This is a genomic window from Tautonia plasticadhaerens, assembly GCF_007752535.1.
Classification (GTDB): domain Bacteria; phylum Planctomycetota; class Planctomycetia; order Isosphaerales; family Isosphaeraceae; genus Tautonia; species Tautonia plasticadhaerens.
Genome location: NZ_CP036426.1, coordinates 5253188 through 5269837, shown reverse-complemented (window position 1 = coordinate 5269837; position 16650 = coordinate 5253188). Strand labels below are relative to the sequence as shown.

Genomic DNA, 16650 nt, shown 5'->3' with positions numbered 1-16650 from the left:
TTTCCGTCTCCATCTCGAACGGCGAACGAAGGGTGTTCCGCATGGTACACCACCTCGTACTGGAGGCGTTCGTCTGTCCCAGGCCGCCCGACAGGGTGTGCTGCCACAACGACGGCAACGCCTCGAACAATCGCATTGAAAATCTCCGATGGGATACGCACCTGTCCAACACCCTGGACAAGGCCAAGCACGGGACACAGCCTCGGGGCGAGGCCATGAGCACGGCCAAACTCAAGGAATGGCAAGTGTTGGAGATCAGGCGGCTGCATTCGGAGGGCGTGTCCGTCCCCCGGCTGGCGAAGGAATACGGCGTTCGGCCGGGCACGATCCGAAAGGTCGTCAAGCGTCAGTCCTGGACGCACTTGCCTTAATCTCGTGGAGGATTGGGAACCGCTCGTCGAGATCGCATCGTGGCCCTTCGACGAGCGCCCTACGCCGACGACAGGTAAGCCGGCGGGACGGCATCGGTCAGCCAGACACCGTTGGCCGAGAGGAAGAACCGATGCCCCTCACGGCGCATCCGTCCGGCATCGACCGAAAGGATGAGCGGCTTGCCACGCCTCGCCCCGACCCGTCGGGCGGTCTCCACGTCGCTCGACAGGTGGACGTGGTGCCGCCTCCCCCGGACCAGCCCCTCCTCCCAGATTGCCGCCAGGAACCCCTCGACCGTGCCGTGATAGAGCACCTCGGGCGGCTCCCGCCCCTCCAGGTGCAGGTCGACCTCGACGCTGTGGCCCTGGTTGGCCCGGATCAACACGTTCGTCTCGTCGAACGAGAACCGCCGCTTGTCGTTGGTCTCGACGCACTCGACCAGTTCGTCATAGCTGAAGGGAAAGCCCTGTCGTTCGGCGGCGTCGAGCAGGTCGTCCACCGGCACCCAGCCGCCCGGCCGGAGCGTCAGGCCCAGTTCTTCCGGTGCGTGGCGGAGGTACTTCGCCAGGTACTTGCTGACCCGGACGAACCGCTTCTCCATGGCTCGAACCCCCCGCTCCCGAGGATCACCGACGCTCCTCAGCAATAGAAACGGAAGAGCCCCAGGAGGTTCGGCAATCGGTGGCTCTCACCATCACCCGATCACTCCGGTGAGGATGCCGGTGCCGACCGATCGTGCAAGGCGTAGATCAGCACGGCGGCGACCAGACACCCGACGAGGTTCGACACCAGGTCCCAGCCCGTGTTCACGTAGCCGCCGACGTTGGTCTCGGCCAGCACCCTCGTGGCGTCGAACTCGACGACCTCGTTGGCCGCACCGAACCCCGTCCCGGCGGCGACGCAGAGCGTCAGCAGCCCGAGCGTCGGGCGGGCGGTGACGCCCAGGCGATCGAACGCCCGCTGCAAGCCCTGCCAGCAGACCCAGGTCAGCAGCCCGAAGCCGTAGGCGTGGACGGCCTGGTCGAACTTCAGCAGCCCCGGCACGAGCCAGAGGTTGTAGAGGACGTGGGAGTCGCCCCTGACGGGCCAGGACTCGGGCACGGGCATCAGCCCGCCCGCCATGTGGACGAGGCCCCAGAGCGACAATCCCCCCAGGGAAGCGATGCGGAGGCCGATCCGAAGGTGCACCAGTGCCACAACGACGACGAGCACGGCCATGACGGCGAGGTACAAAAGGAACTCGCCGCTGCCGCCCGTCAGCGAGGCGACCAGCGCCACGGCCAAGTACGTGAGGGTGACGCCGAGGACCGCCCACACGGCACGGGATAGGCGGGGTGCCGCAAGGCCCGTCTCGGCCCCACCCTCCGGATCAGGTCCCGGCATCGGCTGGCTCGCCTGCGGGCTTCGTCGCCGGATCGGCCTGGGCTGAGGACGGCTTCGGCCTAGCCTTTGGCCGGGGCGGGTCGGCCCGCCGGACGGCGCACTGGGGGTGGATGTCCCCCCGAGAGTACACGGCCTGGTTGCAGACCGGGCAGCGGACCCTGGTCGAGGGCACAGGGGGCGGGGAGTGATAATATCTCGTTGTCATCGGCTCCTCCTGGGATGAGTCGGGAGGGACTCATGCCGGTGTCCCGGCGGGGCTGCCCGGACGAGCAACCCCCACCGGGGGGAGGGAAGGGCCACCGGGGTGACCCTCAGTGTGAAGCGATCGGGCGGGCGATCAATTCCGGCCGCCGCCGCCGCCGCCGCTGTAACCGCCACCGCCGCCGCTTCGGCCGCCGCCGTAGCCGCCGCCGCCCGAGCGGGCCTCACGGGGCTTGGCCTCGTTGACGGTCAGGTTCCGGCCGTCGTGCTCACGGCCGTTGAGCGCCTGGATGGCGTCCTGGGCCTCGGACTCCGAGCCCATCTCCACGAAGCCGAAGCCCTTGGAGCGGTTCGTGTCCCGGTCGACGATGACCTGGGCGCTCTGCACCGACCCGAACGGCGAGAACATCGCCTCCAGGTCGGACTCGTTGACGTTGTAGGTGAGGTTGCCGACATACAGCTTCTTGGACACGATCGGGCTCCGAGCCGGAGATGCGACGACCCGCAGGGTGCGTTCCGGGTCGGGGGAACGTGGCTCAGGGTGAGCCCTTGGGCCGGGACGGCGAGGGAGGGGGCGGAGACCGGATCGGGGAGAACCAGCAATCGCTTCTCGATCGTCAAACCAAACCGGGTGAAGTATAACGAACAATTGAACAAATAGATAGTGGCAATCCGTGGGATTGTCGTCGATCGCCGCCCGTCCCCCGGTGGACCGGCACGGCGATGCCGCCGCAGGCCACTTGCCTTCGGATCGATCCCGGCCGATCCTCAGATCGAGGGGCGATCGGCCTTACCCCGGAGGCCCCTCCGGGACCCGCCTCCCTCCTGACCCGAACGGAGCAGATGCCATGGGCGACAAGGCACCCAAAGACAAGGCGAAGCAAAAGAAGATCGCCGACAAGAAGTCCACCGCCTCCAAGGCTGCCCCGGCCCAGGAGAAGCCATCGAAGAAGTGAGCCGACGCCGGACGGCGGACGATCGTCGACCTGGCGTCCGACGACGCCGGATGGGCGGTGCCGCTCGCTGACCATCCGGCGTCGTCGGACGCCGCTCGGGGGAGAGCACGAGCGTCATCGATACGGGTGCACCGCATGGACATCGCCGCCGAGTTCCTCGCCGCCATCATCAACACCTTCGAGGCCAACAAGCGCCTGGCGGATCGGGCCGTCGAGCAGGTGCCCGACGACATGCTCCACGTCCCGCCGGACGAGCACACCAACTCGATCGCAGTCATCATGCGGCACGTCTCGGGAAACCTGGCCTCCCGCTGGACCGACTTCCTGGCCACCGACGGCGAGAAGCCCTGGCGCAACCGGGACGGCGAGTTCGAGGACGCCCCCGCCAGCCGGGCGGAACTCCTGGAGACCTGGGAGCGGGGCTGGGCCTGCCTGTTCGAGACGCTCCGGAGCCTCGGCCCGGACGACCTGGAGGTGACCGTCACGATCCGGGGCGAGCCGCATTCAGTGCCGCTGGCGCTGAGTCGCTCCCTGGGCCACACGTGCTACCACGTCGGCCAGATCGTCCAGGTCGCCCGCATCCACGCCGGGGAGGCGTGGGAGACCCTGACGATCCCCAGGGGGGGATCGGCGCAGTACAACGAGGCCAACTGGGGGCAGCCGGGCAGGTCGCACTCGTAGGCCAGGCCGAGCGGGGCGGTCATGCCGGACTCGATCGGTGATCGCCCCGGAACTGCGGCAAGCGAGGGCCGCATCGGGCGACGGCGTTATCTCCGGGGCGTCCGGGTCGGAGACTGCACGTCGGGTGGCAATCGAACGAGTGGTGTCGAGCCGACGAGAGGAGCGCAGCCATGGCCCGCAGAACGGTTGGCATCCTGGTGTTCCCGGACGTGGAGGTCCTCGACTTCTGCGGCCCGTTCGAGGTCTTCTCCGTCACCCGCCTGGACGAGGGACGAAGGCGGGACGAGCCCTCGCCCTACGAGGTCGCTTTGGTCGCCGGGTCGACCGACCTGGTGGTCGCCACGGGCGGCCTGAAGGTCGTGCCCGACTTCGCCCTGGACGACTGCCCGGCCCTCGACGTGCTCGTCGTGCCCGGCGGCTGGGGCGTCCGCCCGCTCATGAACGACAAGCGGCTGCTCTCCTGGATCGGCGAGCGGGCCGGGGGCGTCGAGACGCTCGCCTCGGTCTGCACCTGCTCGATGCTGCTCGGCCAGGCGGGGCTTCTCGACGGCAGGCGGGCCACGACGCACTGGATGGCCCTGGACTGGATGCGGTCCTCGTTCCCGGCGGCCACCGTCCTGGGCGACCTGCACGTGGTCGAGGACGGCGGCGTGGTCACCTCGGCCGGAATCTCGGCGGGCATCGACATGGCGCTTCGGGTCGTCGGCCGGCACCACGGCGAGGCGTTGGCCCGAGCGACCGCCCGGTTCATGGAGTACCCGTTCCCCGAGGACAACCGGAGGCGGGTCTGAGCCCGGAATCGGATCGGAGAGGGTCCGCCTGACACCCCGCCCCCGCCTCAGGACGGCGACGGGTGCTCGATCGGCACGGGTGACGATGCTCCCCGACGGATGGTGACCCAGAGGCTCCGGCCGAGCAGCCAGAAGCCCAGCGGCATCGTCGCCACGTAGAGCGCAATGTTGGTCGGCGGATGCCAGCCCAGCAGCCGGAACGGCGCATAGACGGCGACGGCTGCGGCCGGGATCAGGGACAGGGCGATCACGTTCCTGGGTCGGACCTCGCCAAGGAGCCCGTCGAGCAGGTCGGGGTTCTTCTCCTCGGCGGCGTTGCGTCTCAGCCCCGCCAGGCAGGCGAGCAGCAGCGGGGGCAGGATCAGCGCCGCTTCGGGTCGGGTCGGCACCTGGACCCCGAGGAAGACCAGCAGCACCAGCGCCGAGAGGACCGCCGGGGCGACCCGGCCCGGACGGAACCAGTCGGGGCGTGCCATCCCCAGGACCCACCACGACAGCAGGTAGGGTGCCGAGCAGGCCGCCGCATGACCGGCGAAGGCGAGGACCGGCGCATCGGCACCCGCCCCCAACTCGGCAGGCCACCACACCGCCCAGAGTCCCCAGCCGACTCCGAAGGCGAGCGACAGCCACACGGTCCTGGTCGGTCTCGGCTCGGCCAGCGTCCGACCGATCAGGTGCCAGGCGACCCCGACGCCCAGAAGGGCGTGCCAGGCCAGCCCCGTCCAGGAGACCGACAGGGGGAACGGGTTGGTCGGGTCGCCGTAGAGCGTGTTGACGACCACCCCCTCGGCCAGCCAGCCGAACGCCGCCCCGCAGAGGAACAGCGGGGCGAAGGAGGCGACCCGGAAACGCCGCACCAGGATCAGGAAGACGTAGGCCAGCAGGCTGTAGACGAGCCAGGTGACGACCATGCCGCCGAGGTCGTCGCCCAGTCGCCAGAAGGACCAGAAGACCCGCTCGGAGGCGAAGAAGAGGATGGAGCCGTGGGCGAGGACGACGGCCACCTGGCGTAGCTGGGCTCGCATCACGACGGTTCCTCGGTTGAGCCGGTACCCACGGTCCTTGGGGGCTCGGCACTTCGTGGGCCAGCGTCGGGTCGGGGGTCTCGCCCGTGCTGTTCCCGGACGATGGGCAAGTCGGAAATCCCGGCGACTCCGTGTCCGCCTGTCCGCACCGGATTACCCCCGCCCCACGGACTCGGTTTCGGCGGCAGGCCCGACAGTCGTTGAGAATCGCCCAGGGCGGATTTCCCGGCTCGTCCCCGCAGGCGAACCTACCTGCCCCTCGTGTACCGGCCCATCAACTGCCCCTGCGCCAGGACGTGCCCCAGCATGGCACGCTCCACCTGCTGCCGGGTCGCCCCGGGCTCCAGGCCCGTCGTCGAGTCGAGGGCGAAGAGCTGGAAGAGATAGCGATGGGTGCCTGAGGGCGGGCAGGGTCCGCCGTAGCCGGGCTTGCGGAAGTCGTTCTTCCCCTGCCTCGCTTCGTGCTTGCCCCCGCCCGAACCCACCCGGATCGTCTGGTCGGTCGGCAGGCCCTCGGGCAGCCTGGTGACTTCGGGCGGCAGGTCGTACAGGACCCAGTGGGTGAAAGTCCCCCTGGGCGCATCCGGGTCGTCGCAGATCAGCACGAGCGATCGGGCCTGATCCGGGACGCCGGACCAGGACAGCGGCGGAGAGATGTCCTCGCCGTCGCAGGTGTAGTTCCGGGGGATGTCAGCGCCTTCCTCGAAGGCGGGGCTCGTCAACGGGATCGTCATGGGAGCCTCCTCTCCGGGCGTCGAGACCCCGGCATCGCCCCCGTCGCCGCAAGAAGACAGCGCCAGGGCGATGCCGATCAGTCCGAGGCGAGTCGTCCTCATGATCCGTACCCCGAGGATGGGATGGGAGGGACGTGACGGTAGGCGGCGGAATCGATGGCGATCGGGTCGTCAGAACTCGTACCCCATGTCCGTCCAGTAGTGCCAGTCCTCGACCGACTGCCGGGTCTCCTCGTCGCCGTCGATGACCTCCAGTTGGGACAGCGGCACGGCGAGGGTCCGATCCCCCTCCCAGCGGATCGAGGCGAACATCTCCCGGCGGCACTCGTCCTCCGGCGACATGCCCACGACCTCGACCTCGTCCCCGACCCGGAGCGGCGAGACGGCACGCTCCCGGACGCAACGGGTTCGGAAGGGCGTGTGAAGCTGTTCGTCGAGGTAGCAGTACCAGCCCATCGCCCGCTCGTCCTCGCCGTAGGCGTCGACGACGACCTCCATCGTGATGCGATCTTCACGGGCCTCGTCCCGCTCGGGCTTGCCACTGGGTTTCTTGCGAGCTTTTGCCATGAATCATCCTCCGCTCGATCCGAGGTTCATGACCGCAAGACCAGCGACGTGATCGCCGCCCGGCAATGTTTGCCACCCTTGTCCGGCTTGATCGCCAGCCGCAGGTGCGTGACGCCCTCGACCTCGACGGCCCAGTCCACCCGCCCGAAGGTCGAGCCGGACGGGCTGAAGTTGTACTCCTGCCGGAAGAGTTCCCGGTAGGTCTGTCCCCCGTCGGTGGAGGCGGCAAGCTGGAGTTCCTGCGTCCGAGCGACCTCCGTCTCCTCGACCTCCAGGGCGACCCGCCGGATCGCCTGCGGGGCGTCGAAGGCGAGGATCACGGCCTGCTCGCCGGGCTCGCCCGCAATCCAGCGGCTCCCGCCCGGTCCCCGACTGCCGTCGAAGGCGTGGTCGATCGGATGCTCGGGGTCCTCGGAGGTCACGAGGACGGTCGCCACGGCGGCGATGTCGATCTCGCCCCCCGTGGTCGTCGGTGGTTCCTTCTGCCCGCCGATGATCTGCTTGCGGAGCATGGCCACTCCCCCTTTTGTGGGCGACTCAGGCACGTGATGCGGGGCGTGCGGCAGCCCGGCGCTCGTGGGCGACCAGCCGGACGCCGCCCCTCGGTCGCAGGGTCACCGAGGGGATGAGCGTCAGCGGCTCGTCCGATGCCGGCGAGAGCCGGTACCGCCGGACGACCGTCGCCAGCACCAGCACCGCCTCCAGCATGGCGAAGTGCTGCCCGATGCAGATGCGAGGTCCGTCGCCGAACGGGAAGTAGGCGCCTCGGGACAGCCGACGCTCCAGTTCGCCGTCCCACCGCTCCGGCCGGAAATCCTCAGGCTCGTCGAACCACCTCGGGTCCCGGTGCACGACCCACTGCGCCATGAGCAGTTGCGTCCCGGCGGCGACGTGATGACCGCCGAACTCGCAGTCCGCCAGCGCCTCCCGGCCGATCATCCAGGCGGGCGGGTAGAGCCGCATCGCCTCCCGGACGACCCACCCGGTGTACCGCAACTCGGGCACGTCCCCGGTCGTCGCCGGGCGGTCGCCGAGCACCTCGTCGACCTCGGCCGCCAGCCGCTCCTGGGCGTCGGGATGACCGGCGAGCAGGACCAGGGCGTAGGTCAGGGCGAGGGCGGTCGTCTCGTGCCCGGCGAGGAAGAGGGTCACCGCCTCGTCCCGCAACTGCCGGTCGGTCATGCCGACGCCCTCGTCGTCCTGGGCGGCCAGCAGCCTGCCGAGCAGGTCGCCCGAGTCGTGCCCGCTGCGCCGTCGCCGCTCGATGATGCCGTAGAGGACCTCGTCGACCCGGCGCACCGCCCGGCGGAACCGGACGGTCGAGGGCAGCGGCAGGTAGCCCCGCAGCGGGAAGATGCTCAGGGGGCTCATGAAGTAGGTCGTCAGCACGTCGAGCGCCTCGGAGACCGCCTTTGCCTCGCCCTCCACGTCGGCGGCGAAGAGGGTCTCGGCGACGATCGCCAGCGCCAAAGTCGACATCTCGGCGTGGATGTCCCGCCCCCGGCCGTCCTCCCAGGCCGTCAGCATCCGCTCGGTGTGCCCGACCATGACCCCGGCGTATCGTTCGACCTGGCGGTGCGAGAATGCCGGCTGGACGAGCTTGCGTTGCCGCCTCCAGAAGTCGCCTTCGCTGGTCAGCAGCCCGTACCCGACCAGCGGGACGAGCCGCTGTGTGAGGCGGTCCTTCTTGTAGTCCTGGTGGCGTCTGCGGAGCACCGCCTCGATGTCGTCGGGGTGGCCGAGCAGGCAGCAGTCCAGGCCGGCGAGGCGTAACCGGGCCACGTCGCCGTGCTCATGGGCGACCCCGGCGAGGAAGCCCAGCGGGTCTCGCATGTACTGGAGGGTGTTGCCGACCAGCGGGCTGCCTCTGGGACCGGGCGTCTTCTTCGGGCGGACCATCACGGGACTCGGCGGGGTGTCCGGGGGCGTTGATGCGTGGGAGGCTCGACCGTCCAGGATGATCGATGAGGGGGGCGGATGGCTACTCCTCCCGGCCTCGTGGGTGCAAGCGGCGGTCCAGCAGCCGTCCCCAGCGGTCGTCGTAGGGGTGGACCTCCTCGACTTGTTCACCGCCCCGGACCACGGGGCGACCCTCGTTCGCCCACTGGAAGATCGAGCCTTCGAGGTTGGCAACCTCCTCGAACCCGGCCTCCCGGAGCCGACGTGCCATGACCGAGGAGCGGTAGCCGACCGAGCAGTAGGCGACGATCGGGCGGTCCTCCGTGACGGAAGCCAGGAGTTCTTCGATCCCTGCATCCGGGGGGACGTGGATCGCTCCGGGCAGGTGGCTGACGGCATACTCATCCTCGGCTCGAACGTCCAGCAGCAGCGGGGATTGCCGTTCGGGATCGTCCAGCCACCCCTCCAGTTGCTCCGTGGTCACCCGACGCACGTCGGGGAACTGGAGGCGGATCAGCCGCTTCACCGTCGCCCAGCCTGGCGAGCGCCCGAAGACGAACGCAGCCCCAACGCCGACGGCAGCCGAGAGGGCACCGACCAGCGAGAGCCCAGGCCGATGGCGGGTGATCCTGCGGGCGAGCCGGGATGGCCTCGATGATCGGGTCATCGGTCATGATCCTGGTCGGATCAGGAGTCGAGAGCGGCAGCTTCGAGGCGAGCGGCCGATCACTCGGTCGTGCCGGCGATGGCCCTGCGGATCGCCTACTCGACACCCATCGGGCGGATCGGGAACACGTCCAGCGCCGCCCGATCCCGGACCACCATCGGGTTCTTGAGGCCCTCGATCAGGTGTCGCCCGACCTCGAAGCTGGCGGGCGTGACGAGGGCCAGCCAGAGCCCCGAGAGGTAGGGCGTCAAGATCGGCACCGAGATCAGCCAGCGCCGCAGCCCTCGATGCCGGGCGTATACCCGGATCAGGTCGCCGTAGGAGACGACCTCCGGCGCACCGATCTCGAAGATGCGGCTTCCGCCCGGCGGCAGGTCGAGCGCCGCCAGGAGGTAGCTCAGCACGTCATCCACGGCGATCGGCTGCGTCGGCGTCGTGAGCCAGCGGGGGCAGAGCATCACGGGCAGGCGGTCGGTCAGCGAACGCATCAACTCGAACGACAGGCTGCCCGCCCCGATGACCATCGCCGCCCGGAACTCGATCGTCTCGACGCCGGAGTCCCGCAGGATCGCCCCGACCTCGTGCCGGCTGTGGAGGTGCGGGGAGAGGTCCGGGTCGGAGTCGTCGCCCAGGCCGCCGAGGTAGACGATGCGTCTGACCCCGGACTGGCTGGCTGCCTCTGCGAAATTGCTCGCCGCCTGGCGGTCTGCCCGCTCGAAGTCCTTCGACCCGGCCCCGGACATAAGGTGGACGAGGTAGTACGCCGTGTGGACGCCCTGCAACGCCCGGCCCAGCGATGGTCGATCGAGCACGTCCCCCGGCACGACCTCGGTCGTGGGTCGGACACGGGGTCGCAACGTCTCCGGGTCACGGGCAAGGCAGCGGAGAGATGACGGCCGTCGTTCGAGCAGCGGGATCAGCCGTCCCCCGACGTAGCCGGTGCCGCCGGTCAGCAGGATGGTCGGGCGATCATCGCCATCGGCGTTCGGCATGGTCCCTCGGCCCCGATCGATCACGGTTCGGTATCCAACCGGCTCTCGACTACCATACTATCGAGGGCGGTGCGTGGATCGGGCGACAATTGGGGGTGGGCGTGCCGATGGTCTCGATGCGGCGACCTTCAGCCGAGGCGATCCGGCGGTTTCTGGCATCGCAGGCGAGGCTCGGCTTCACCTACCCGGAGGTCGGGGCGACGGCAAGCCGACCTCCCGCCGGCTACGTGGTGGACCGCACCCGCATCGGGCTGGGGGCGGGCGAGGAGGTCTTCTAGGAGGCCAGGGCTGCGCTGGGGCGCTGGGAGCACTTCTGCCTCGGCTGGGCGGAGGTGAGCCCGCCCGTGACGCCGATCCGCACCGGCAAGGTCGTGGCGACCGTGGCCCGGCGCCTGGGGCTTTGGTGGCTCAACGCCTGCCGGATCGTCTACGTCGTCGACGAGGAAGGGCCGGTCTGCCGGTGCGGGTTCGCCTGGGGGACGCTCCCCGACCACGCCGTCTCGGGCGAGGAGCGGTTCCTCGTCGAGTGGGACCGGGCGTCCGGCGAGGTCCGGTACGACATCCTGGCGTTCTCCCGCCCGCAGCGGCTCCTGTCCCGGTTGGGCTATCGGTCCCTGCGTCGGGTCCAGCACCAGGTCGGGCGGGAGTCGGCGGCGGCGATGGCGAGGGCGGTCGGGGGCGGGACCCGAGGAGACTCCTGACGAATCGGGGGATGGCATCCGTCGCAGGTCGAGGCGCCGGCCCTCGCCACCGGGGCGTACCTCCAAGGTCGGTGGACCGTGCGTCGGTCTTCGAGGGTCCGGTCCATGGCGTTGCCGACGGTGAGCGGCGGTCGTCCAGGGTGCGGCGGTCGGCCTTGGAAGCAAGCGGTTTCTGACGGAAAGCCGGTTCTGTTTTGGGAAATTTTCATAACATCGCTATATTATGGCAGCGATCACTGCGGAAACAGGTCAGGCAGGCCGGGTCGGACGATCGACCCGGTGGGTTAGGGGATCAGGACCTTTCTCCCGATCGCAACTGGGCGACCGGTTGCGGTCGAAAAAGCGACACTGAGATGTCCACGTCGAGCCGCCGACGGTGGGAGCGATGCGAAACCAGGTCTCGTCAACGGCGAGTTTCCGGGCAACGGGCAGGTACTCGATCCTGCATTGGGCCTTCGGGTCCTCTTAGGGGGCTACGTCCCGGTCGAAATCTCATCCCATACTCACGTATGGACAAAATCTGGGTATAAGCGGGTCTCTCTTCGGGTCAAATTGCCTGGTTCAAGGTGTTTTCCGGGGCTTCCCCTCCCTTCTTATCTTCCTTCCGTCTCTCAGTCACTGGGAGCAACAAAGAGAAGATGAGGAGGGGAAGCCCCCGGTATTGCCCCAAGAGACCGTAGAGGTACTGCTCCCGAGACAAGTCCTATTGGATTAAGGACAATTTGTGTTTCGAAGACAGATAGACGAAATGCCATGCAAACATGAGGAGAGGGAACAGCCAGAGAAGGTTTTCCTCGATGTTCCAGCCATAATGCCCTCCAAGAGCGCGATGGGGCGGCCCGGCTCGCCCTGAGCCGGGCCGCCCTCACTCTACCGTCCCGGGCGCGGCCTCGGTCTGGTCAGTTCGGCAAGCCGCCCCTTGTTCGCCCACGTCCGCGGCAGCCGGCGGAGCTCGCGCAGCCGCCGCAGCTCGGACCCGTCGGCCCAGATCACGTGGTGGCCCTGGGCGTCGCGATGCGCCGTCAACCACCCGACCCGCACCCATCGCCGCACCGTGTCTCGCGACACCCCCAGCCGACGCGCCAGCGACGACGGCCGGTATTCGTCGCGGCCGAGGCCGGCCGGGCTGCCGAAGGGCGTGCGGGCCAGCCCCAGGTGCCAGAGCAGCCGTTGCACCATCCCCCGCGTGAACCGCTCGGCCCGCTTCGGGGGACGGAACCCCTCGACGTTGAGCCGCTCGGCCATCGCCGCCGGGCTGAGCCGCTCGGCGCGCCATCCCCGCAGTCGCTCGACCAGTCGGGGGTAGTCGGCCAGGAGGTCGTACCGCTTCACCGGCCGGGACATGGCGTGCGACTCGGTCATGCCGCCGGACCAGTGGAGCGTCACATCGACCCGCTCGCTCGCCTTGTCCACGGTGACGGACACGTGGTCAATCAGGAGTCGGGCGATCCGCTGCCGCTCGGCGGGCGTCGTCGTCGTCGCCTGCCACACCGCCGGCAAGTCGCCGGCCAGCGACCGGATCGTCCGCTCGTCGTCCGGTGAGAGCCGACCGGGGGCCGACCCCCGCCACCGCTCGTGCTCGTCCTCGAGGCGCCGCTGCGCCCTCAACGCCTCCTCCCAGCGCCGCTCCAACTCGCGGCCGACCAGGCGATTCTCCGGCTCGCAGGCCTGGTACTGCCGGGCCGCGCGGTCGGCCTCGCAGCCGGCGCGTTCGAGGCGGAGCCGCCAGTGCCGGGCCAGCTCGGACCGCTCGCGCTCGACCTCGGCCACCGCCGCCAAGCTCGCCTCCAGCGCCGCCGGCTCCACCGCCGCCAGGACCCGGCCGGCGACCAGCCCGTCGAGCGCCGGCCCGGAGAGGCTCTGGCAGATCGGCTCGGCGTGGTCGGCCGCCCCGCGGGCACAGGTGTAGCTGTACCGGCCCGTCGCCCCCGAGTACCGCACGAGCATCCGCCGGCCGCACCGCCCGCACCGCAGGAGTCCGGCCAGCAGCGAGGCCCCCTGCCGCGGCGCGCCGGGGCGGTCCCGGCGGGCCCGGTTGGCCTCCAGCCGCTCCTGGTTGTCACAGAACCGCTCCCAGGTGATGTAGGCCGGCAGCCGGTCGCGGATCAGCACCAGGCACTCCTCCGGGCGGCGGACCAGCTTGCCGGTGTCGGGCCGCCCGGGCCGCTTGCGCCGCGGGTCGACCTCCCGGTGGCCGAACCGGTAGGCACCGGCGTAGGCCGGGTGGTGCAGGACGTTCGACAGCGTCGGGCGGTTCGGCCGCCGCCACTCCAACCCGCCGCGGTTGGGGCCGTGGCGGGGTCGGATCGGGATGCGGACCCCGTGGTGGACCAGGTAGCGGAGCAGGCCGTGCAGGGTACCCTCGCGGTCGAACCGGTCGAAGATCAGCCGCACGGTCGCCTGGACCTGCTCGTCGGGGTCGATCGCCCACTCGCCCGAGGCGAGGCGTACGTAGCCCAGCGGCGGGGAGCCCATCGGCTCGCCCCGGCGGGCCTTGTTGAGCCGGCCCTGGCACATCCGCTCCTTGATGACATGAAGTTCTGCCTCGTTCAACATGCCGTGCAGGCCCAGCAGGAGCCTGTCGTTGTGGTCGGCCGGGTCGTAGACGGCGTCGGCGTCGGCCAGGAGCACGCGGAAGCGGGCGCAGAGCTCGAGCAGCTGGTGCCAGTCGCGGTTGGACCGGGCCAGCCGGCTCATCTCCAGGCCGAGGATCAGCCCGACGTTGTCGAGCGCCACCTCGGCCAGCAGCCGCTGGAACCCGGGCCGGCCCTCGATCGACTGGCCGCTCTTGCCCAGGTCGTCGTCGATCGTGGTGACGCGGTCCCGTGGCCACCCGAGGGCGACGGCGCGGTCGGCCAGGGCGTACTGCCGGTCGGTGGACTCGCGGTGGTCGAGCACCTGCTGGGGTGTGGATTGGCGGACGTAGACGAAGGCCGCCCGGTCGAGATGCCAGGGCCGGAGCTTGGGCGAGCGGGTTGCGTCACTCATGGCCGGCCTCCTCGCTTCGGGTGGCCGCCAGGAGCCTGGCGAGGAGTTGGCCGAGCAGGTCGCGGAGCTGTCGCTGCCGGTCGGCCGGCAGGCGGGCCCAGATCGTCGGTGCGACCGTCGGCGGTGGGCAGGGCGCCGTCGTCAGGCGCGGGGGGGAGCGTTGTGACGGGGGGCGACGGACATGCGATGTCTCCCGATGCCGAGGTCAGGTGATGTCGGCACCACGCCGCCAGCTCAAGCAGCGCGGCGGCGCTGATCGTAACCGCCGCCGGGGGTGCTGCACCACCGGTCGCTTGAGGTGCAGTCTGCTTGGCACGTCTCGATCAAGAACAGAAGGACGAAGTAGGGGACGACAGGAAGTCGATTGAAGCCACCAGGTGCCCCCAGGAGACGCAGAGAGAAACGGACGCCAGATCCGTCCAGGAAGCATCCGGGGATGCCTCTCGGCCCATCTGGGGCGGCGACACGACGGTCGGCAAACGGGCTCGTGCCCCGCACACGTCAGCCATCGACCGAGGACGGCTCCCTCGCCCGTCATCGCCCGCCCATCAGCAGGTCGACGTAGGCGACCTCGACGAGGTCGTCCTCGCCGATCCCGAGTCGTCCCATCAAATCCTGAGCGATGACGACCCCCTCGCCCTCGTCCTGCTCGGGTCGCAGCACGACCTCCAGTTCGAGGTAATCGCCGAGCACCTCGACCCGGTCCAAGTGGATGCGGGTCTGCCTGACGAGGTAGATCCACCGCCGCTTCCTGACGACGCCGAGGACGCCGAGGACCGACGAGAGGATCGCCCTGAGCGCCAGCGGGTCGCTCGTCGGGGCGATCGTGTACTCGGAGGTCTTGGGACCGGAGTCGTCAGGGCGATGGTAGCGGATAGTTCTCCCCGACCATTGCCGAGGTCACGCAGCTTCAGGCGTCCTTCTTTCGTGGCGAAGAAGGTATCCTCCTGGTCGATCACCTCGGCGGGTCCACCTGCAACGGACTCGACCCTGGCCCGGAGCGACGAAAGGTCCCCGACCCTCGCCTTGATCTCGACGTTCGCTGGCATGAGCTCCCTGTGATCTGCTCTGTTGACTCACCACCATGGTGTGGACGCCACCCGCCCGACCACTGCCGATCCCTCCCATTGGCCTTCATTTCGAGATAGAGTGGATCGAACGAGTGTAATGTCTCATCGAACACCAGTCGATCCGACAGACGATGGCGACCGACGGCACGAGCAAGACCGGCTTCGTCGAGGACTACCTTCGGAAGAACCCCGACGCCAACGAGAAGGCGGTCAACGAGGCGTGGCGTGAGGCGGGCCACGAGGGCTCGATCAGCGGCACCCTGATCTACAACGTCAAGGGCAGGCTCTCGGGGAAATCGTCTGCGGGCGGCGAGGCGAAGAGGGCCGCCCCCATGCCCAAGGCGAAGTCCTCCCCCGCCCGATCCGAGCAGGCCCGGCCGGCGGTCGCCAGGTCGAGCAGGAGAGCCCTCAAGGGCACCGAAGACCTGGAGGCGGAGTTCGATCGCCTCCTGTTCAAGCTGATGGACCGGGGCATGCCCGAGGTCGAGGAGCGGGTCAGGGAGGCACGCCGGATGGTGATCCTCGGGCAAGGTTGAGCCTCGCAACGGTCCCGCAGGATCGCCCCGTCACCAGCCGGAGTTTGCCGAATGCGTTTTCTGGCCGCCCTGCTCGTCGTCGCCCTCTATCCCGTCGCAGCCGAAGCCCAGTGGGTCTCCCAGGACTCTGGCACGACGGCAAGGCTGCGTGGGCTGAGCGTCGTCGATGGCCGGGTCGCATGGGCCAGCGGGGCGGGCGGCACGGTCCTCCGCACCGTGGACGGTGGCGAGACCTGGGAGCACCGTATCGTCCCGGACGCCGCCGACCTGGACTTCCGGGACATCGAGGTGTTCGACGATGCGACTGCTCTCCTGCTCTCCATCGGCGAGGGCGACCTGTCCCGCATCTACCGGACGACCGACGGCGGGGAGACCTGGACGCTCCGGCACGTCAACACGGACGACGACGGCTTCCTCGACGCCCTGGCGTTCTGGGACGACCGGCATGGGATCGCCATGGGCGAACCGGTGGGCGGCCGGTTCGTCATCCTGACGACGGACGACGGCGGCGAGACCTGGGACCGGATCGATCCGCAGGGTATGCCCGAGGCGTTGCCCGGCGAGGGTGCTTTCGCCGCCAGCGGCACCTGCCTCGTGGTCCACGGCGACCGCCACGCCTGGTTCGGCACCAGCGGCGGTCGGGTCTTCCGCTCCGACGACCGGGGACGCACCTGGGCGGCCCACGAGACGCCGATCCGATCCGACTCACCCGCCTCGGGCGTCTTCTCGCTGGCGTTCCGGGACGCCGAGCACGGGGTCGCCGTCGGGGGCGACTACGAGCGACCGGACCTCGGGGGGAGGAATGTCGCCGTCACGTCCGACGGCGGTCGCACCTGGGAGACGCCCGAGGGTCCGGGACCGGCCGGGTATCGCTCCGCCGTCGCCTTCATACCGGGCACGGAGGGTCCGACGCTCGTGGCCGTGGGTCCGACCGGGACGGACTGGTCGAGGGACGGCGGCGAGACCTGGGAGCGGCTGGGCGACGAGGGCTTTCACGCCGTCGACTTCGCCGGGGAGGATGCCGGATGGGCGGTCGGGGAGAATGGCCGCATCACCCGGTTTGATGCGATGGAATGAGATGGACGAT

19 protein-coding genes are annotated in these 16650 nt (G+C 69.6%); 7 read left to right on the top strand and 12 right to left on the bottom strand.

Annotated features, from left to right (window positions below; genetic code table 11):
- The first annotated feature begins 41 nt into the window (after nucleotides 1-41).
- Nucleotides 42-371 carry an HNH endonuclease gene (locus ElP_RS21105; RefSeq protein ID WP_145272639.1) on the top strand — a complete coding sequence of 110 codons (330 nt, stop codon included), beginning with the start codon at nucleotides 42-44 and terminating at the stop codon, nucleotides 369-371.
- Between the two features lie 59 nt (nucleotides 372-430).
- Here ElP_RS21105 and ElP_RS21100 read toward each other — a convergent pair whose 3' ends face one another.
- The 3 genes from ElP_RS21100 to ElP_RS21090 form a co-directional block, all read right to left on the bottom strand.
- The gene (locus ElP_RS21100; protein ID WP_145272636.1) at nucleotides 431-973 is read right to left on the bottom strand and encodes an RNA 2'-phosphotransferase; all 543 of its coding nucleotides are present in this window, start codon (nucleotides 971-973) and stop codon (nucleotides 431-433) included.
- Between the two features lie 101 nt (nucleotides 974-1074).
- The gene (locus tag ElP_RS21095; protein WP_145272633.1) at nucleotides 1075-1689 is read right to left on the bottom strand and encodes a hypothetical protein; all 615 of its coding nucleotides are present in this window, start codon (nucleotides 1687-1689) and stop codon (nucleotides 1075-1077) included.
- A gap of 403 nt (nucleotides 1690-2092) precedes the next feature.
- Entirely contained in the window at nucleotides 2093-2428 is a 336-nt protein-coding gene (locus ElP_RS21090) for an RNA recognition motif domain-containing protein (protein WP_145272630.1), read from the bottom strand.
- Between the two features lie 619 nt (nucleotides 2429-3047).
- On the opposite strand from ElP_RS21090, the gene ElP_RS21085 reads away from it, so the two are divergent.
- Nucleotides 3048-3593, top strand: coding sequence for a DUF1572 family protein (locus ElP_RS21085; protein WP_145272628.1), 546 nt, complete (start codon nucleotides 3048-3050; stop codon nucleotides 3591-3593).
- Nucleotides 3594-3763: 170 nt separating this feature from the next.
- Nucleotides 3764-4384 carry a DJ-1/PfpI family protein gene (locus ElP_RS21080; RefSeq protein WP_145272626.1) on the top strand — a complete coding sequence of 207 codons (621 nt, stop codon included), beginning with the start codon at nucleotides 3764-3766 and terminating at the stop codon, nucleotides 4382-4384.
- A gap of 47 nt (nucleotides 4385-4431) precedes the next feature.
- On the opposite strand, the gene ElP_RS21075 is transcribed toward ElP_RS21080, so the two are convergent.
- The 7 genes from ElP_RS21075 to ElP_RS21045 all read right to left on the bottom strand — a co-directional run bounded on the left by ElP_RS21075 (nucleotide 4432) and on the right by ElP_RS21045 (nucleotide 10268).
- On the bottom strand, nucleotides 4432-5409 hold the full coding sequence (locus ElP_RS21075; protein WP_145272624.1) for a hypothetical protein: 978 nt from the start codon (nucleotides 5407-5409) through the stop codon (nucleotides 4432-4434).
- Between the two features lie 248 nt (nucleotides 5410-5657).
- Nucleotides 5658-6143: a YbhB/YbcL family Raf kinase inhibitor-like protein gene (locus ElP_RS21070; RefSeq protein WP_145272622.1), complete on the bottom strand. Its 486-nt coding sequence runs from the start codon at nucleotides 6141-6143 to the stop codon at nucleotides 5658-5660.
- 171 nt (nucleotides 6144-6314) lie between these two features.
- A complete protein-coding gene (locus ElP_RS21065; protein WP_197446247.1) occupies nucleotides 6315-6710 on the bottom strand; it encodes a calcium-binding protein in 396 nt (131 codons plus the stop codon).
- A gap of 26 nt (nucleotides 6711-6736) precedes the next feature.
- A complete protein-coding gene (locus ElP_RS21060; RefSeq protein WP_145272620.1) occupies nucleotides 6737-7222 on the bottom strand; it encodes a hypothetical protein in 486 nt (161 codons plus the stop codon).
- A 25-nt stretch (nucleotides 7223-7247) separates the two neighbouring features.
- On the bottom strand, nucleotides 7248-8609 hold the full coding sequence (locus tag ElP_RS21055) for a cytochrome P450 (protein WP_145272618.1): 1362 nt from the start codon (nucleotides 8607-8609) through the stop codon (nucleotides 7248-7250).
- Between the two features lie 82 nt (nucleotides 8610-8691).
- Nucleotides 8692-9276 (bottom strand): rhodanese-like domain-containing protein, encoded by a 585-nt coding sequence (locus ElP_RS21050; protein WP_145272616.1) that lies wholly within the window; start codon nucleotides 9274-9276, stop codon nucleotides 8692-8694.
- A 95-nt stretch (nucleotides 9277-9371) separates the two neighbouring features.
- Nucleotides 9372-10268 carry an NAD(P)H-binding protein gene (locus ElP_RS21045; protein ID WP_145272614.1) on the bottom strand — a complete coding sequence of 299 codons (897 nt, stop codon included), beginning with the start codon at nucleotides 10266-10268 and terminating at the stop codon, nucleotides 9372-9374.
- A 116-nt stretch (nucleotides 10269-10384) separates the two neighbouring features.
- Between ElP_RS21045 and ElP_RS38450 the strand changes: the two genes are divergently transcribed.
- Nucleotides 10385-10546 (top strand): DUF1990 family protein, encoded by a 162-nt coding sequence (locus tag ElP_RS38450; RefSeq protein ID WP_197446246.1) that lies wholly within the window; start codon nucleotides 10385-10387, stop codon nucleotides 10544-10546.
- Between the two features lie 15 nt (nucleotides 10547-10561).
- Nucleotides 10562-10969 carry a DUF1990 family protein gene (locus ElP_RS21040; RefSeq protein WP_197447122.1) on the top strand — a complete coding sequence of 136 codons (408 nt, stop codon included), beginning with the start codon at nucleotides 10562-10564 and terminating at the stop codon, nucleotides 10967-10969.
- 870 nt (nucleotides 10970-11839) lie between these two features.
- Here ElP_RS21040 and ElP_RS21035 read toward each other — a convergent pair.
- Both ElP_RS21035 and ElP_RS21030 read right to left on the bottom strand, forming a co-directional pair.
- Nucleotides 11840-13957 carry a recombinase family protein gene (locus ElP_RS21035; protein WP_145267375.1) on the bottom strand — a complete coding sequence of 706 codons (2118 nt, stop codon included), beginning with the start codon at nucleotides 13955-13957 and terminating at the stop codon, nucleotides 11840-11842.
- Between the two features lie 534 nt (nucleotides 13958-14491).
- On the bottom strand, nucleotides 14492-14782 hold the full coding sequence (locus tag ElP_RS21030) for a class IV adenylate cyclase (protein ID WP_231749848.1): 291 nt from the start codon (nucleotides 14780-14782) through the stop codon (nucleotides 14492-14494).
- 376 nt (nucleotides 14783-15158) lie between these two features.
- On the opposite strand from ElP_RS21030, the gene ElP_RS21025 reads away from it, so the two are divergent.
- Nucleotides 15159-15563, top strand: coding sequence for a hypothetical protein (locus tag ElP_RS21025; RefSeq protein WP_145272612.1), 405 nt, complete (start codon nucleotides 15159-15161; stop codon nucleotides 15561-15563).
- A gap of 51 nt (nucleotides 15564-15614) precedes the next feature.
- Nucleotides 15615-16640 carry a WD40/YVTN/BNR-like repeat-containing protein gene (locus tag ElP_RS21020; RefSeq protein WP_145272610.1) on the top strand — a complete coding sequence of 342 codons (1026 nt, stop codon included), beginning with the start codon at nucleotides 15615-15617 and terminating at the stop codon, nucleotides 16638-16640.
- Nucleotides 16641-16650: the final 10 nt, after the last annotated feature.

Bases quoted from the DNA above. Each gene is read 5' to 3' on its own strand.
- ElP_RS21055 (WP_145272618.1), bottom strand. From the start codon at position 8,609: ATGGTCCGCCCGAAGAAGACGCCCGGTCCCAGAGGCAGCCCGCTGGTC.
- ElP_RS21080 (WP_145272626.1), top strand. From the start codon at position 3,764: ATGGCCCGCAGAACGGTTGGCATCCTGGTGTTCCCGGACGTGGAGGTC.
- ElP_RS21035 (WP_145267375.1), bottom strand. From the start codon at position 13,957: ATGAGTGACGCAACCCGCTCGCCCAAGCTCCGGCCCTGGCATCTCGAC.
- ElP_RS21045 (WP_145272614.1), bottom strand. From the start codon at position 10,268: ATGCCGAACGCCGATGGCGATGATCGCCCGACCATCCTGCTGACCGGC.
- ElP_RS21105 (WP_145272639.1), top strand. From the start codon at position 42: ATGGTACACCACCTCGTACTGGAGGCGTTCGTCTGTCCCAGGCCGCCC.
- ElP_RS21100 (WP_145272636.1), bottom strand. From the start codon at position 973: ATGGAGAAGCGGTTCGTCCGGGTCAGCAAGTACCTGGCGAAGTACCTC.
- ElP_RS21085 (WP_145272628.1), top strand. From the start codon at position 3,048: ATGGACATCGCCGCCGAGTTCCTCGCCGCCATCATCAACACCTTCGAG.
- ElP_RS38450 (WP_197446246.1), top strand. From the start codon at position 10,385: ATGCGGCGACCTTCAGCCGAGGCGATCCGGCGGTTTCTGGCATCGCAG.
- ElP_RS21075 (WP_145272624.1), bottom strand. From the start codon at position 5,409: ATGCGAGCCCAGCTACGCCAGGTGGCCGTCGTCCTCGCCCACGGCTCC.
- ElP_RS21070 (WP_145272622.1), bottom strand. From the start codon at position 6,143: ATGACGATCCCGTTGACGAGCCCCGCCTTCGAGGAAGGCGCTGACATC.
- ElP_RS21020 (WP_145272610.1), top strand. From the start codon at position 15,615: ATGCGTTTTCTGGCCGCCCTGCTCGTCGTCGCCCTCTATCCCGTCGCA.
- ElP_RS21025 (WP_145272612.1), top strand. From the start codon at position 15,159: ATGGCGACCGACGGCACGAGCAAGACCGGCTTCGTCGAGGACTACCTT.
- ElP_RS21050 (WP_145272616.1), bottom strand. From the start codon at position 9,276: ATGACCCGATCATCGAGGCCATCCCGGCTCGCCCGCAGGATCACCCGC.
- ElP_RS21065 (WP_197446247.1), bottom strand. From the start codon at position 6,710: ATGGCAAAAGCTCGCAAGAAACCCAGTGGCAAGCCCGAGCGGGACGAG.
- ElP_RS21060 (WP_145272620.1), bottom strand. From the start codon at position 7,222: ATGCTCCGCAAGCAGATCATCGGCGGGCAGAAGGAACCACCGACGACC.